Here is a 13,222-nt window from a genome sequence, read left to right as displayed (position 1 = left end):
CGATGACGCTTGACCTGTCGAAACCGGCGACCGCCGGCTACCTGAGCGGTTTCGCGAACGAATTCGCGACCGAGGCGCTGCCCGGCGCGCTGCCGCACGGCCGCAACTCGCCGCAGCGCGCGCCGTACGGGCTGTACGCGGAGCAACTGTCGGGCACCGCGTTCACCGCGCCGCGCGGCCACAACCGCCGTTCGTGGCTGTACCGGATCCGTCCGGCCGCCGTGCACCGGCCGTTCGAGCCGTATGCGGGCGCGCAGCGGCTCGTGTCGGAATTCGGCGATTCGGCCGACGTGCCGCCGACGCCGCCAAACCAGCTGCGCTGGGATCCGCTGCCGATGCCGGTCGAGCCGACCGATTTCGTCGACGGCCTCGTGACGATGGCCGGCAACGGGTCGGCCGCCGCGATGAACGGCTGCGCGATCCACCTGTACGCGGCGAACCGCTCGATGCAGGACCGCTTCTTCTACAGCGCGGACGGCGAGCTGCTGATCGTGCCGCAGCAGGGGCGCCTGTTCATCGCGACCGAGTTCGGCCGGCTCGACGTCGAGCCGTTCGAGATCGCGGTGATTCCGCGCGGCGTGCGTTTTGCCGTCGCGCTGCCGGATGGCGACGCGCGCGGCTACATCTGCGAAAACTTCGGCGCGCTGCTGCGCCTTCCGGATCTCGGCCCGATCGGCTCGAACGGGCTCGCGAACCCGCGCGACTTCCTGACGCCGCAGGCCGCGTACGAGGATCGCGAAGGCGCGTTCGAGTTGATCGCGAAGCTGAACGGCCGGTTGTGGCGCGCGGACATCGGCCATTCGCCGCTCGACGTCGTCGCGTGGCACGGCAACTACGCGCCGTATAAATACGACCTGCGCCTGTTCAACACGATCGGCTCGATCAGCTTCGACCATCCCGATCCGTCGATCTTCCTCGTGCTGCAGTCACAGAGCGACACGCCGGGCGTCGACACGATCGACTTCGTGATCTTCCCGCCGCGCTGGCTCGCGGCCGAGGATACGTTCCGGCCGCCCTGGTTCCACCGCAACGTCGCGAGCGAGTTCATGGGGCTCGTGCACGGCGCGTACGACGCGAAGGCCGAGGGCTTCGTGCCGGGCGGCGCGAGCCTGCACAACTGCATGTCGGGCCACGGGCCCGACGCGGACACGTTCGAGAAGGCGTCGGCGAGCGACACGACGAAGCCGCACAAGGTCGACGCGACGATGGCGTTCATGTTCGAAACCCGCACGCTGATCCGGCCGACGCGCTACGCGCTCGACACCGCGCAGTTGCAGGCCGACTACTTCGAATGCTGGCAAGGCATCAAGAAACACTTCAATCCGGAGCAAAAGTGAGCGATACCCAAGACTGGCGCGCGACGCTCGACCCGGCTCGCAAGAGCTGGATCGATACCGCGAACGATCCCGCCTGCGATTTCCCGATCCAGAACCTGCCGTTCGGAATCTTCAGCGATGCGAAGCAGGGCGCGCGCCGTGCGGGCGTCGCGCTCGGCGACCAGATCGTCGATCTCGCGGCGCTCGCGCGTGCGGGCCTCGTGACGCTGCCGGCCGGTGCCGATGCGTTCGCCGCGCCGACGCTCAACGCGTTCATCGCGCTCGGCCGCGACGCGTGGCGCAGCGTGCGCGTGCAGCTGTCGGCGCTGTTCTCGCGCGATAACCCGACGCTGCGTGACGATGCGGCGCTGCGCGCGCAGGTGCTCGTCGCGCAGCGCGACGCGACGCTGCATCTGCCGGTCGAGATTCCCGGCTACACCGATTTCTATTCATCGAAGGAGCATGCGACCAACGTCGGCTCGATGTTCCGCGATCCGAAGAACGCGCTGCTGCCCAACTGGTCGGAGATGCCGATCGGCTACAACGGCCGCGCGTCGTCGGTGGTCGTGAGCGGCACGCCGGTGCGGCGCCCGAACGGGCAACTGAAGCTGCCCGACCAGGAGCGTCCGGTGTTCGGCGCGTGCCGCAAGCTCGACATCGAACTGGAAACGGGCTTCATCGTCGGCAAGGGCAACGCGCTCGGCGAGCCGATCGCGTGCGAGGACGCGGAAGCGCATATCTTCGGGATGGTGCTGCTGAACGACTGGAGCGCGCGCGACATCCAGCAGTGGGAATACGTGCCGCTCGGCCCGTTCAACTCGAAGGGGTTCGCGACGACGATCTCGCCATGGATCGTCACGCTCGACGCGCTCGAACCGTTCCGCGTCGCGCAGCCGGAGCAGTCGCCGCAGCCGCTCGCGTATCTGCGGCATGCGGGCAAGCATGCGTTCGATATCGCGCTGGAAGTGACGCTGCGGGCGGAGGGCGCGGCCGACGTGACGTCGATCTGCCGCACGAACTTCAGGCACATGTACTGGACGATGGCGCAGCAGCTTGCGCATCACACGGTGGCCGGCTGCAACACGCGCGTGGGTGACCTGATGGGCTCGGGCACGATCAGCGGGCCGACCAAGGATTCGTTCGGCAGCCTGCTCGAACTGACGTGGAACGGCAAGGAGCCGGTCGCGCTGAACGGCGGCGGCAGCCGCACGTTCATCGAGGACGGCGACGAGCTCACGCTCGCCGGCTGGTGCCAGGGCGACGGCTATCGCGTCGGCTTCGGCGCGTGTGTAGGCAAGATTTTGCCGGCGCGCGGCGCGTGACGGATCGCAGCGCCGGACGTTACGTGTAGGCTACGCGTCGTCCGGAAGGACTGGGCGGCCCGCGTTGCGCGGGCCGTTTTTCGTCGACCGCGGGACGGGCTCGAGCGGGCCGATGTGTATCGATGCATGGTGCTGCGCGCCAACGCCAATTTGCATCAGACCGCGCGCTGCGCCGCTGCGCGTCGTTCCCACAACGCGGCCGCGACGAACGCGGTCACGCACGCGACCAGCACGCCGACCAGCGCGTTGCTGCCCAGTTGCTCCATCAACGCGCCGGCCACCAGCGGGCCGCCGAAGCTCGCGGCGCTCCACGACGCCGATACGAGCGAGCTCGCGGTGACGAGCGCCGCGCCGCGGAAACGCTCGCCGCACGCGACGAGCGACAGCGTGTAGATGCTGCCGGCCGCCGCGCCGAGCACGAACAGCAGCGGCCAGCACAGCCACGGATTCGCGATCACGAACGGCAGCAGCGGCAGGCCGGCCAGCACGATCCAGCCCGCGCCGAGGTGCACGCGTTCGCGGCCGAGCTTGTCCGCGAGCCAGCCGATCGGGAACTGCATCGCGGTATCGCCGAACAGCATGATCGACGCGAGCAGCACGGCGGTCGCGCTCGCGACGCCGTGATCCATCGCATAGAGCGGCAGCAGCGACAGCGCGAGCGTGTCGAACAGCGCGAAGAAGCCGGTGCCGATGATCAGCGCGGGCATGCGCGGCAGCACGTCGAGCCAGCGGCCGTGCGCTTCGTGATGCGCGTCGTCGCCGGCGAGCGGCGCACGGCGGATCGTCGCGAGCGTCGGCAGCGCAAGCAGGAACAGCGCGCCGCACAGCGCGAAGCGGAGGCTCGTCGCGCCGGCGATCTGGCTGACGAGCACGGGGCCGGCCATCTGGAACAGCGTGAAATGGGTCGCGTAGATCGCGACCACGCGGCCGCGCGTCGAATCGTCGGCGAGCTGGTTGACCCACGCTTCGCCGATCGTGAACAGCAGCATCAGCGCGGCGCCGCACAGCACGCGCAGCACGCCCCACAGGATCAGGTTCGACGTGAACTGCATCAGCGCGGTGGCGGCCGCGAGCAGCACGACCGACACGACGATCGCGCGGCGCGCGCCGATGTGCCGCGCGAGCGCGGTGACGAACGGGACGACCGCGAGGCCGCCAAGGGCCTGCGCGGCGGTCAGCATGCCGACGACGTGGGTGCCGTGCCCGGCTTCGGTCAGTGCAAGTGCGGTGAGCGGCAGTGTGGCGCCGGTGCCGAGGCCGACGACCGCGACGCTCAGGATCAGCGCGAGGAAATCGCGATTGAGAATGGCTTTCATCGGCCGCGATGCTACACCGCGACCGGTGAAAGGTCCATGAAGGCCATCAGGTTCGGATGGAGTTGTGTCCGCAACGATCTCAGCAGGGTTGCGTCACACGTATTCGGTCGGCACGACCACCGGCCGGCGTTCGAGCGACGCCGACCACAGCGTGAGCGCAAGCGCCGCGACGGCCATCGCGACGCCGACCCACGGCAGGCTCACGAGCGACACGCCGGAGCCGATCGCCATCCCGCCGAGCCATGCGCCGGTCGCGTTGCCGAGATTGAACGCGCCCTGGTTCAGCGTCGACGCGAGGTTCGGCGCGTCGCTCGCGCGATCGACGATCATGATCTGCAGCGGCGGCACGATCGCGAACGCGAGGATGCCCCACACGAAAACCGTCGCGAGCGCGGCGAACGGCAGGTGCATCGTGCCGGCGAACAGCGCGAGGACGATGCCGATCAGCGCGAGCGTCGCGATCAGCGACGGCATCCGGCGCCAGTCGGCGAGCTTGCCGCCGAGCGTGCCGCCGACCGTCAGGCCGAGGCCGAACAGCAGCAGCACGTAGGTGACCTGATGCGGCGAGAAGCCGGTCACGTCCTCGAGGATCGGCGTGATGTACGTGAACACGCTGAACAGGCTCGCGGACGCGAGCACGCTGATGCCGAGCACCATCAGCACCTGCGGGTGCTTCAGCACGCTGAATTCGCGCGTGATGCTGGTGTCGGGCATCGCGAGGTTTTTCGGCAGGCACACCGCGAGCGCGGCGGCCGCGGCGATGCCGATGCCGGTGACGGCCCAGAACGTCGCGCGCCAGCCGAACGCCTGGCCGAGCGCGGTGCCGAGCGGCACGCCGAGCACGTTCGCGAGCGTGAGGCCGGTGAACATCAGCGCGATCGCCTGCGCGCGGCGGTTCGGCGCGACGAGGTTGCTCGCGACCACCGAACCGATGCCGAAGAACGCCCCGTGGCAAAACGCGGTGACGACGCGCGCGGCCATCAGCACCGCGTAGCCGGGCGCGATCGCGCAGAACAGGTTGCCGGCGATGAACAGCCCGATCAGGCCCATCAGCGCACGCTTGCGCGGCATCTTCGCGGTGACGATCGCGAGGATCGGCGCGCCGATCGTCACGCCGAGCGCGTAGCCCGACACGAGCATCCCGGCGGCCGGGATCGACACGCCGAGGTCGCGCGCGACATTGGGCAGCAGCCCCATGATCACGAATTCGGTGGTACCGATTCCAAATGCGGCGACGGCAAGGGCGAAAAGAGGCAGGGGCATCGCGGTAGGCTCGGGAAAGGATGCCGCTCGAGTCGGGCGGGATGCGCGGGACGGGCGGTCGATGAGGCGAGAGTCAGCCGCGATTCTACTTCAGTGAAAACCCTGATGCTTGGGGCCAAAATGGGTGTTGCCGACGTGCGACGGGGGCGGCGCGCAGGGTGCTCACACTGTGGGATCGACGGCGATTCAGCAGCGGGGCGACGGCTGCGGCCGAATATGGATCAGGCGATGCGTTCGGGCGACCCGTCGGCCATCGCATCCGACGTTTTTTTCTTTTCAGTCTCGACTGGCGCCGCCGCCGATCCGGCCCCGCCGATCGCCGCCGGCTCGTCCCAGCCGTTCTCGAACAGGCATGCTTCGATCGGCATCCGCGCGGCCCAGCGTTCTTCTTCGAGCATCGGCTTCGCATAGAACGCATCGACGTGCCCGACGCACAGCACGGCGATCGGCTTCGCGCCGTCGGGCATCCGCAGCAGCGTGCGCAACGCATCGACGTCGAACAACGACACCCAGCCCATCCCGAGCCCTTCCGCGCGCGCCGCGAGCCACATGTTCTGGATCGCGCACGCGGCGGAGGCCAGATCCATCTCCGGCAGCGTGCGGCGGCCGAACACGTGGCGTTCGCGGCCGTCGGCGAGCGCGACGACCAGCAACTCGCCGCATTCGCGCACACCTTCGACCTTCAGCCGCATGAATTCGTCCTGGCGCTCGCCGAGTGCATCGGCGGTCGCGCGGCGCTCGGCGTCGACCAGCGCATGAATGGCGGTGCGCAACTCGGGATCGGTGATGCGGATGAAGCGCCACGGCTGCATGAAGCCCACGCTCGGCGCATGGTGCGCCGCGCGCAGCAGCCGCGCGAGCACGGCCGGATCGACGGGCGCCGGCGTGAAGTGACGCATGTCGCGCCGTTCGAAGATGGCGCGGTAGACAGCGGCGAGGTCGGAGTCGTCGAAACGCATGAGCGGCAAAGGCAGGGAAGGACGTCGGCGCAACGATAGCAGACGATGCGCTCGAAACGTTACTTCAACCGAAACAATGCGCTGAATTGTTGACGAAGGTGAGTGCGCTTCGCGGCGCGAGGCGTAAGCAAACGATTGTGAATGCGCCGCAAGCCCTCAAATGGGCGGTTTTTCAGCGATTTGCAATTACGACGTTCTGCGGCGTCCGCGCATGCCACGCCTCGATGTTCAGCAGCGTCGTGTGCGCGATCTCGGCCAGCGCCTCGCGCGTGAAGAACGCCTGGTGCGACGTGACGATCACGTTCGGGAACGTCAGCAGGCGCGCGAGCACGTCGTCCTGCAGCGGCAGGTCCGAGTGATTCTCGAAGAACAGCCCGCTTTCCTCCTCGTACACGTCCAGCCCGAGATGGCCGAGCTGGCCGCTCTTGAGCGCGTCGACCAGCGCCTGCGCATCGACGAGGCCGCCGCGCCCCGTGTTGATCAGCATCGCGCCGTGCTTCATCCGCGCGAGCGTGCGTTCGTTGATCAGGTGGTGCGTCGACGGCAGCAGCGGGCAATGCAGGCTGACGATGTCGGCGTGATGCAGCAGCTCGTCGAGTTCGACGTAGCGCGCGCCGAACGCGATCAGCTCGTCGTCGTACGGCGGCACCGAGTGCGCGAGCACGTGCATCCCGAAGCCCATCATGATCTTCGCGAACACGCTGCCGATGATGCCGGTGCCGATCACGCCGACGGTCTTGCCGTGCAGGTCGAAGCCGAGCAGGCCGTTTAGCGAGAAATCGCCTTCGCGCGTGCGGGCGACCGCGCGCGGCAGGCGGCGGTTGAGCGCGAGGATCAGCGCGACCGCGTGTTCGGCCACCGCGTGCGGCGAATACGCGGGCACGCGCACGACCGTGATGCCGAGCCGTTCGGCGGCGGCGAGGTCGACGTGGTTGAAGCCCGCCGAGCGCAGCGCGATCAGCCGCGTGCCGCCGTCGGCGAGCCGTTCGAGCACGGCCGCGTCGACGGTGTCGTTGACGAACGGGCAGACGACGTCATAGCCGTGCGCGAGGATCGCCGTTTCCGCGTCGAGGTGCGACGGCTGGAAGTGCAGCCGATAGCTGAACTGCCGGTTGGCGGCGGTGAACGAATCGTCGTCGTACTGCCGGCTGCTGAACAGGATCACGCGCACGCTGCACCTCCAATGGCTGACGCGCGCAGTTTACTGCAGGCCCGTGACGATGTCGGAGCGTTCGGGGCCGCGCACCGGCCGCAGGAAGTCGTAGTCCGTCTGCCCGCGGGCGGCCGGCGCGCCGAAGTGCTCGAGCGCGTGCTCGACGAAGCTGCGCGTCCGGGCCGGCACGTACTGGCGGTTCGGGTAGACGAGCGACAACTGTGCGTCGGGATCGTCGATCCGGTAGCCGGCCATCAGCCGCACGAGCGTGCCGTGGTTGAGCGCGTCGGCCACGCACGGCTCGGGCAGCACCGCGATGCCGGCGCCGGCCACGGCCGCCGCTTGCACGAGCGCGAGCTGATTGACCGTGCAGGCCGGGCGCACCGTGACCGTATGGGCGACACCGTCGTGACCGACGAGTTGCCACGTCGGCGCGTGCTGGTGCGCCGCGAGCGTGACCCAGTCGTGGCCCGGCAGGTCGTCGGGCACGCGCGGCTCGCCGCGGCGGTCGAGATACGCGGGCGCCGCGCACGCGACGAACGGGTTCGGCGCGAGCGCATGGCCGATCAGCGACGGGTTGCCGTCGAGCCGGGTGCCCGTGACGATGCCGACGTCGTAGCCCGAATCGAGCACGTCGAGCGGCCCTTCGGCGACGGTCAGCTGCACGCGCAGCTCCGGGTAGCGGTGCCGGAAGCTGCTGACGAGCGGCGTCAGCGCAAGCGGCGACAGCAGCCCCGACGCGACGACGCGCAGCGTGCCGGCCGGTTCGCGCACGGCATGCGCGACGGACGATTCGAGGTGGTCGAATTCCTCGAGCAACGCACGGCAACCGTCGAGGTAGCGCACGCCGGCCTCGGTAAGCGACAGGTTGCGCGTGGTGCGATGGATCAGCCGTGTGTTCAGGTGGCCCTCGAGCATCGCGATCGAACGCGTGACGAGCGCATTGGACACGCCGAGATGGTGCGCCGCGCGCCGGAAGCTTTGCTGCTCGGCGACGCAGACGAATACACGCATGGTCTGAATCTGGTTCATGGCTTGCGTATTTCTGGCCCGGTTGATTGATTTTGGTTGTGATTTATCGCCGCGCAACGTCGAAATCGCATTGCGCGGCCCCAGCTCTCCCTCGTCTCGAAAATAGAATTTTCGATTCCGCAGATGATTGTTCAATAAAGAACAGATATCCGTCAACCTGAGAAAACGGGCGGCTTGCGTAAAATCGAAATCGCGAGTACCCGTTTAACGCTGCAATGCAGCAAGCGCGGGGCGGCAAAACCGGCGTGGTATTGGAGTATGCGCGGTTTCTTGAAAAATATCGTGTTTAATCAATATGTTGGGAGAAATTTTGGCGGCCCGTGGCGCAGCGCTTTCGGCGTCGTTCCCCAATACATGCTGCAATAGTGGATGTTTTTTCCACGTTCGGATTTTGTGTATCGCATTCGTTCCGCGATTTGTATCAGGTGGTCGATCCATTTCGGTCCACCCGCGAATGAGGCTGAACCGCCGTTTTCGACGAATCATCTCGATATTGGGAGAGAAAATCGCGCGTTCGGAACCCGAGTGGAACCGTTTCGCGGCCGGCGGGCAATCCCTTTTCAATCCGGCCGGCCATCGCGGGCGCGGTGTGCGGCCGGCTGGCCCGGTCCGGCGACCGGGCCACCGTCGCGCTGTCCGGACGTGCGTGCCTCTTGCGCGAGGCGGCGGAACACGGAATGATCGATTAGTTGGCCGCGCCGTGCCACGGGCGCCGTGCTGCGGGCGTCCGGGCACTTCCTTTCCTCATCCTTTTCCAGCCATGTCCATCGATTATTCGCCGATTCCCTGTCCCGTCGTCGTGCCGCTCGACGCGATCCTGCCCGAAGAACCGCTGCTGATGATGGGGGCCGGCCCGGTGCCGATCCCGGCCGCGGTGGCCAAGGCGAACACGATCGTGATCAACCACCTCGGCGCGACGATGGCGAAGATCATCGAGCAGGTGAAGGAGATGGCGCGCTACGTGTTCCAGACCCGCACGAAGTGGGTGCTCGGCGTCGCGGGCCCCGGCTCGGCCGCGATGGAAATGGCGATCTCGAACCTCGCATGGCGCGGCACGCGCGTGCTGTCGATCCGCAACGGCTTCTTCAGCGCGCGGATGGCCGAGATGGCCACGCGCGTCGGCGCCGACGTCGCGACGCTCGAAGTGGCCGACCGCGCGGTCGCGAGCCTCGACGAGATCGCCGACGCGATCGCGCGCGAGCAGCCCGAAATCGTCACGATCGTGCAGGGCGAGACGTCGAACACCGTCTGGAACCGCGACCTGCGCGACATCGCCGCGCTCGCGAAGGCGGCCGGCGCGCTGGTGGTCGTCGACGCGGTGTGCACGCTGTCGACGATGCCGCTCGAGATGGATGCGTGGGGCATCGACGCGGTGATCACCGGCGGCCAGAAGGGGCTGTCGTCGATCCCGGGCGTGTCGCTGATCGCGTTCTCCGATGCCGCGTGGGACCGCATGAAGCATCGCCCCGAGCCGAACGCGCACTGGTGCCTCGACATGGCGCTCGCGGAGAACTTCTGGCACAACGCGGGCTACCACTACACGGCGCCCGTGTCGGGCGTGCTCGCGCTGCACGAGGCGCTGCGGCTCGTCTGCGCGGAGACGCTCGAAAGCCGCTTCGCGCGCCACCTGCGCTGCTCGCTGGCGCTGCAGGCGGGCGTCGAATCGATGGGGCTCAAGCTCTATGCGCCGAAGGACTGCCGGCTCAATTCGGTGGTTGGAATCGAGACGCCCGAGGGGCTCACGCCAGGGATGGTCTGCGGCCATATCTCGAAGCAGTACCAGGTCGAGATCTCGGGCTCGTTCGGCTTGCCGATCGTGCGGATCGGGCAGATGGGCGAGCAGTGCCGCGAACACAACCTGTTCCGCACGCTGCATGCGTTCGGCCGCACGATGGTCGACCTGAAGGTGCCGGTCGACCTGCCGGCCGGCGTCGCGGCGCTCGAACAGGAACTGTCGCGGCGCGGCGCGTAAGCGGGAGCAGCGAGGAAACGAGGAAGCGGGCCGCGCTCAGCGGCCCTGCATCGCGCGCCGGTACGTATTCGGCGTCGTGCCGTGCGCGTCGCGAAAGCGATGGCTGAAGTGGCCGGCGTTCGCGTAACCGCAGTCGGCCGCGATCTGCGCGAGCGGCAGCGCCGTCGTGCGCAGCAGCTCGCGGGCGCGGGCGAGCCGTTGCTCGGCCACCCATGCGTGTGGCGCGCGGCCGAACGACAGCCGGAACATCCGCGAGAAATGGTATTCGGACAGCGCGGCAACCTCGGCGAGTTCGCCGAGCGTCAGCGGCTGCGTGAGATACGTGTCGATGTAGTCGCGCACGCGGCGGCGCACGGCCGGCGCGAGCCCGCCGCGGAACGACGTGTCGGTGCGCGTCGTGCTCTGCCCGCGCAGCAGCAGGCTCAGCACGTCGTGAGCAGTTTCGTTCACGCGCAGCCGGTCGTCGGCATCGTCCCAGCCGTCGAGCGCGAGCGAGCGCAGCAGCGCCGCGACGCGCGCATCCTCGAAATAGGTGCGATCGGCGAGCTTCAGTTCGCGCGGCTCGCGGTCGAGCTCGCGGATCGCGCGCTGCGTGAAGTGCTCGGGCAGGAAATACAGGTGGATGAAATGCATTTCGCCGCGCACCCACCAGCGCGATTCATGGTCGCCCGGCAACGCGCACAGCAGGCTCGGCGCGCCGTAGCGCGGCACGCGCTGGCGCTCGGTCCGGTAGCCGCCGTCGAGGTAGCACGACAGCGTGTGGTGGCCGGGCTGCTCGTAGACCGTCTCGCTTTCGTCGGTGATCCGCGTCCATTCGGCGATCGCCAGGTGGTCGCCGAGCCACGCGAAGCGCTCGAGCGTCGCGTTCGCGTCGGCAAGCGTGCGGCAGACTGACTGCAGGCCGAACGGCAGATCGCCGCCGGCCAGGGTGGCGGCGCGGTCGACGGGCGGGGCGCAGAGGGAGAGACTCATGATGCGCCGAGTATAAGCGGGTGCGCGGCGCCGCGTGCGGCGTCCCGAAAAAGACCGCAATTCCGGACAATCGGCGCGCGCGGGGCGGCGGCATAGTCGGGATCCCGATTCACCCGATTTTCGGAACGCCACCATGAACCTGTCGCTTTATTTCGTCACCGTGCTGATCTGGGGCACCACCTGGATCGCGATCAAGTGGCAGCTCGGCTCGGTGCCGCCGCCCGTGTCGATCGCGTGGCGCTTCTGGCTCGCGGCCGCCGTGCTATTCGCGCTGCTGCGCGTGATGCGCCGCCCGGTGCGCCCGCCGCGCGAAGCGTGGCGCTTTCTCGTCGCGCAGGGCTTCGCGCTGTTCTGCCTGAATTTCCTGTGTTTCTACTATGCGGAGCAGGTCGTGCCGAGCGGGCTCGTCGCGGTGATCTTCTCGACCGCGCCGCTGCTGAACTCGATCAACGGCCGGCTGTTCATGGGCCGCCCGCTGCGGCCGTCGGCGATCGCCGGCGCGCTGCTCGGCCTGACCGGCATCGCGTGCCTGTTCTGGCAGCAGATGGCCGGCCATCTCGACGACCACGCAACGTGGACGGGGCTCGCGGTCGCGTTCGCCGGCACGATGTGCTTCTCGGCGGGCAACCTGCTGTCGAGCCGGATGCAGTCGATGGGGCTGCACCCGCTCGCGACCAACGGCTGGGCGATGCTGATCGGCGCGGCGATCCTGACCGTCGGCGCCGCGGTGGCCGGGATGCCGTTCACGCTCGACACGAGCCCGCGCTATCTCGGCGCGCTCGTGTACCTCGCCGTGCCGGGCTCGGTGATCGGTTTCACCGCGTACCTGACGCTCGTCGGCCGGATCGGGCCGGAGCGCGCAGCGTACTGCACGGTGCTGTTCCCGATCGTCGCGCTGGCCGTGTCGACGCTGTTCGAGGGCTACCAGTGGTCGCCCCTCGCGGTGATCGGGCTGCTGCTCGTGGTGGCCGGCAATCTCGTCGCGTTCGACCTTACGCGGCGGTTGTTTCTGCGGACGGCTTGACGAAGTTCGCGGCTGCGCGAACGCACGATCGAAGCAACCGGCGTACGGGTCGATTTGGTTGACTCGGTTGACTTGGTTTCGATTCGGGGCTACGCTCGATCATTCCAGTCGTGACGGGAGGTGATGATGATTGCGCGGGCGCATACGCTGGAAGGGACGGCCGTCGTGCTTGATGTCGAGACGGAGGAAGCGCTGCGCAGCGCCGTCGGCGCGGCGACCATGCTCGGCCCCGATCGCGCGCGGGCGCTGCTCAGCCTGTCCGACGAGCAATTGGGGCACCTGTTCAAGGTCGGCATCGCGCAGGTCATCGATCTGGCCGGCACGATCACGTTCGGCATCGCCGCGGCCGCGACGCGCGACAGGAAGCCGGCCGGCGCGAAGAAGCGGGCGGCGGGCGTCGTCGTCGATCCGGAGCGGCAGGTGCAGGCGGAACGGCGGATGCTGGTCGCCGACGGCAAGCTGCTGCCCGCCGCGCAGACATGGGCCGGCCTCGGCATGACGCGGCAGGCGCTCAGCAAGGCCGTGGCGTCCGGCCGGATCTTCACGGTCGATCTCGGCGCCGCACAGTACTATCCGGCCTTCTACCTGGCGGGGGACATCGATCGGAAGACGTTGGGCCGGGTGACCCAATGTCTGGGCGACTTGCCGGGATGGAGCAAATGGCAGTTCTTCACGACGCCGAAGGCATCGCTGGGCAACGTCACGCCGCTCGTCGCGCTGTCGCGCGGGAAGGTCGATGAAGTCGAGCGCGCCGCCACGGCGTTCGCCGAGCGCTAGGTGTGAAGCTTCAATAGGTTGTATCGATGGTTCATCCGGACTGAGTCTGGGAGACTGGAAGTCGCCAAACACCCAACCTTCCAGGAACCCAGCCGGATGAACACCCATAAGAATGC

General features: G+C 68.1%; 11 protein-coding genes. 5 read left to right on the top strand and 6 right to left on the bottom strand.

Annotated features, from left to right (window positions below):
• Positions 1 to 2: 2 nt before the first annotated feature.
• Positions 3 to 1,337, top strand: a complete 1,335-nt coding sequence (gene hmgA / locus HWX55_RS33885) for a homogentisate 1,2-dioxygenase (RefSeq protein ID WP_175978846.1) — start codon at positions 3 to 5, stop codon at positions 1,335 to 1,337.
• Positions 1,334 to 2,638 carry a fumarylacetoacetase gene (gene fahA / locus HWX55_RS33880; protein ID WP_175978845.1) on the top strand — a complete coding sequence of 435 codons (1,305 nt, stop codon included), beginning with the start codon at positions 1,334 to 1,336 and terminating at the stop codon, positions 2,636 to 2,638. Before hmgA ends, fahA begins: the two co-directional genes overlap by 4 nt.
• A gap of 155 nt (positions 2,639 to 2,793) precedes the next feature.
• Here fahA and HWX55_RS33875 read toward each other — a convergent pair whose 3' ends face one another.
• The 5 genes from HWX55_RS33875 to HWX55_RS33855 form a co-directional block, all read right to left on the bottom strand.
• Positions 2,794 to 3,954, bottom strand: a complete 1,161-nt coding sequence (locus HWX55_RS33875) for an MFS transporter (protein ID WP_175978844.1) — start codon at positions 3,952 to 3,954, stop codon at positions 2,794 to 2,796.
• Positions 3,955 to 4,047: 93 nt separating this feature from the next.
• Positions 4,048 to 5,217 carry an MFS transporter gene (locus tag HWX55_RS33870; protein ID WP_175978843.1) on the bottom strand — a complete coding sequence of 390 codons (1,170 nt, stop codon included), beginning with the start codon at positions 5,215 to 5,217 and terminating at the stop codon, positions 4,048 to 4,050.
• Positions 5,218 to 5,438: 221 nt separating this feature from the next.
• Complete coding sequence (gene bluB / locus HWX55_RS33865) at positions 5,439 to 6,176, bottom strand: 5,6-dimethylbenzimidazole synthase (RefSeq protein WP_175978842.1); 738 nt, start codon at positions 6,174 to 6,176, stop codon at positions 5,439 to 5,441.
• 172 nt (positions 6,177 to 6,348) lie between these two features.
• Positions 6,349 to 7,347 carry a 2-hydroxyacid dehydrogenase gene (locus tag HWX55_RS33860; protein WP_175978841.1) on the bottom strand — a complete coding sequence of 333 codons (999 nt, stop codon included), beginning with the start codon at positions 7,345 to 7,347 and terminating at the stop codon, positions 6,349 to 6,351.
• A gap of 30 nt (positions 7,348 to 7,377) precedes the next feature.
• A complete protein-coding gene (locus tag HWX55_RS33855) occupies positions 7,378 to 8,361 on the bottom strand; it encodes a LysR family transcriptional regulator (protein WP_050011718.1) in 984 nt (327 codons plus the stop codon).
• Between the two features lie 760 nt (positions 8,362 to 9,121).
• Here HWX55_RS33855 and HWX55_RS33850 point away from each other — a divergent pair.
• Positions 9,122 to 10,333, top strand: a complete 1,212-nt coding sequence (locus HWX55_RS33850; RefSeq protein ID WP_050011717.1) for an alanine--glyoxylate aminotransferase family protein — start codon at positions 9,122 to 9,124, stop codon at positions 10,331 to 10,333.
• Positions 10,334 to 10,369: 36 nt separating this feature from the next.
• Here HWX55_RS33850 and HWX55_RS33845 read toward each other — a convergent pair whose 3' ends face one another.
• Positions 10,370 to 11,305 carry an AraC family transcriptional regulator gene (locus HWX55_RS33845; protein ID WP_175978840.1) on the bottom strand — a complete coding sequence of 312 codons (936 nt, stop codon included), beginning with the start codon at positions 11,303 to 11,305 and terminating at the stop codon, positions 10,370 to 10,372.
• Between the two features lie 133 nt (positions 11,306 to 11,438).
• Here HWX55_RS33845 and HWX55_RS33840 point away from each other — a divergent pair, with 133 nt between their 5' ends.
• Both HWX55_RS33840 and HWX55_RS33835 read left to right on the top strand, forming a co-directional pair.
• Positions 11,439 to 12,329 carry an EamA family transporter gene (locus HWX55_RS33840; RefSeq protein WP_175978839.1) on the top strand — a complete coding sequence of 297 codons (891 nt, stop codon included), beginning with the start codon at positions 11,439 to 11,441 and terminating at the stop codon, positions 12,327 to 12,329.
• A 123-nt stretch (positions 12,330 to 12,452) separates the two neighbouring features.
• Positions 12,453 to 13,106: a hypothetical protein gene (locus HWX55_RS33835; RefSeq protein ID WP_244140698.1), complete on the top strand. Its 654-nt coding sequence runs from the start codon at positions 12,453 to 12,455 to the stop codon at positions 13,104 to 13,106.
• The last annotated feature ends 116 nt before the right edge of the window (positions 13,107 to 13,222 follow it).

Source organism: Burkholderia sp. BCC1047, from assembly GCF_902833155.1.
GTDB classification, from domain to species: Bacteria; Pseudomonadota; Gammaproteobacteria; order Burkholderiales; family Burkholderiaceae; genus Burkholderia; species Burkholderia sola.
This window is presented reverse-complemented; position numbering and strand designations above follow the sequence as displayed.

What these genes read in the sequence shown, in the direction of transcription:
- bluB (WP_175978842.1), bottom strand. Translation starts at nt 6,176, where the DNA reads ATGCGTTTCGACGACTCCGACCTCGCCGCTGTCTACCGCGCCATCTTC.
- HWX55_RS33870 (WP_175978843.1), bottom strand. Translation starts at nt 5,217, where the DNA reads ATGCCCCTGCCTCTTTTCGCCCTTGCCGTCGCCGCATTTGGAATCGGT.
- HWX55_RS33855 (WP_050011718.1), bottom strand. Translation starts at nt 8,361, where the DNA reads ATGAACCAGATTCAGACCATGCGTGTATTCGTCTGCGTCGCCGAGCAG.
- HWX55_RS33840 (WP_175978839.1), top strand. Translation starts at nt 11,439, where the DNA reads ATGAACCTGTCGCTTTATTTCGTCACCGTGCTGATCTGGGGCACCACC.
- hmgA (WP_175978846.1), top strand. Translation starts at nt 3, where the DNA reads ATGACGCTTGACCTGTCGAAACCGGCGACCGCCGGCTACCTGAGCGGT.
- HWX55_RS33845 (WP_175978840.1), bottom strand. Translation starts at nt 11,305, where the DNA reads ATGAGTCTCTCCCTCTGCGCCCCGCCCGTCGACCGCGCCGCCACCCTG.
- HWX55_RS33850 (WP_050011717.1), top strand. Translation starts at nt 9,122, where the DNA reads ATGTCCATCGATTATTCGCCGATTCCCTGTCCCGTCGTCGTGCCGCTC.
- HWX55_RS33835 (WP_244140698.1), top strand. Translation starts at nt 12,453, where the DNA reads ATGATGATTGCGCGGGCGCATACGCTGGAAGGGACGGCCGTCGTGCTT.
- HWX55_RS33875 (WP_175978844.1), bottom strand. Translation starts at nt 3,954, where the DNA reads ATGAAAGCCATTCTCAATCGCGATTTCCTCGCGCTGATCCTGAGCGTC.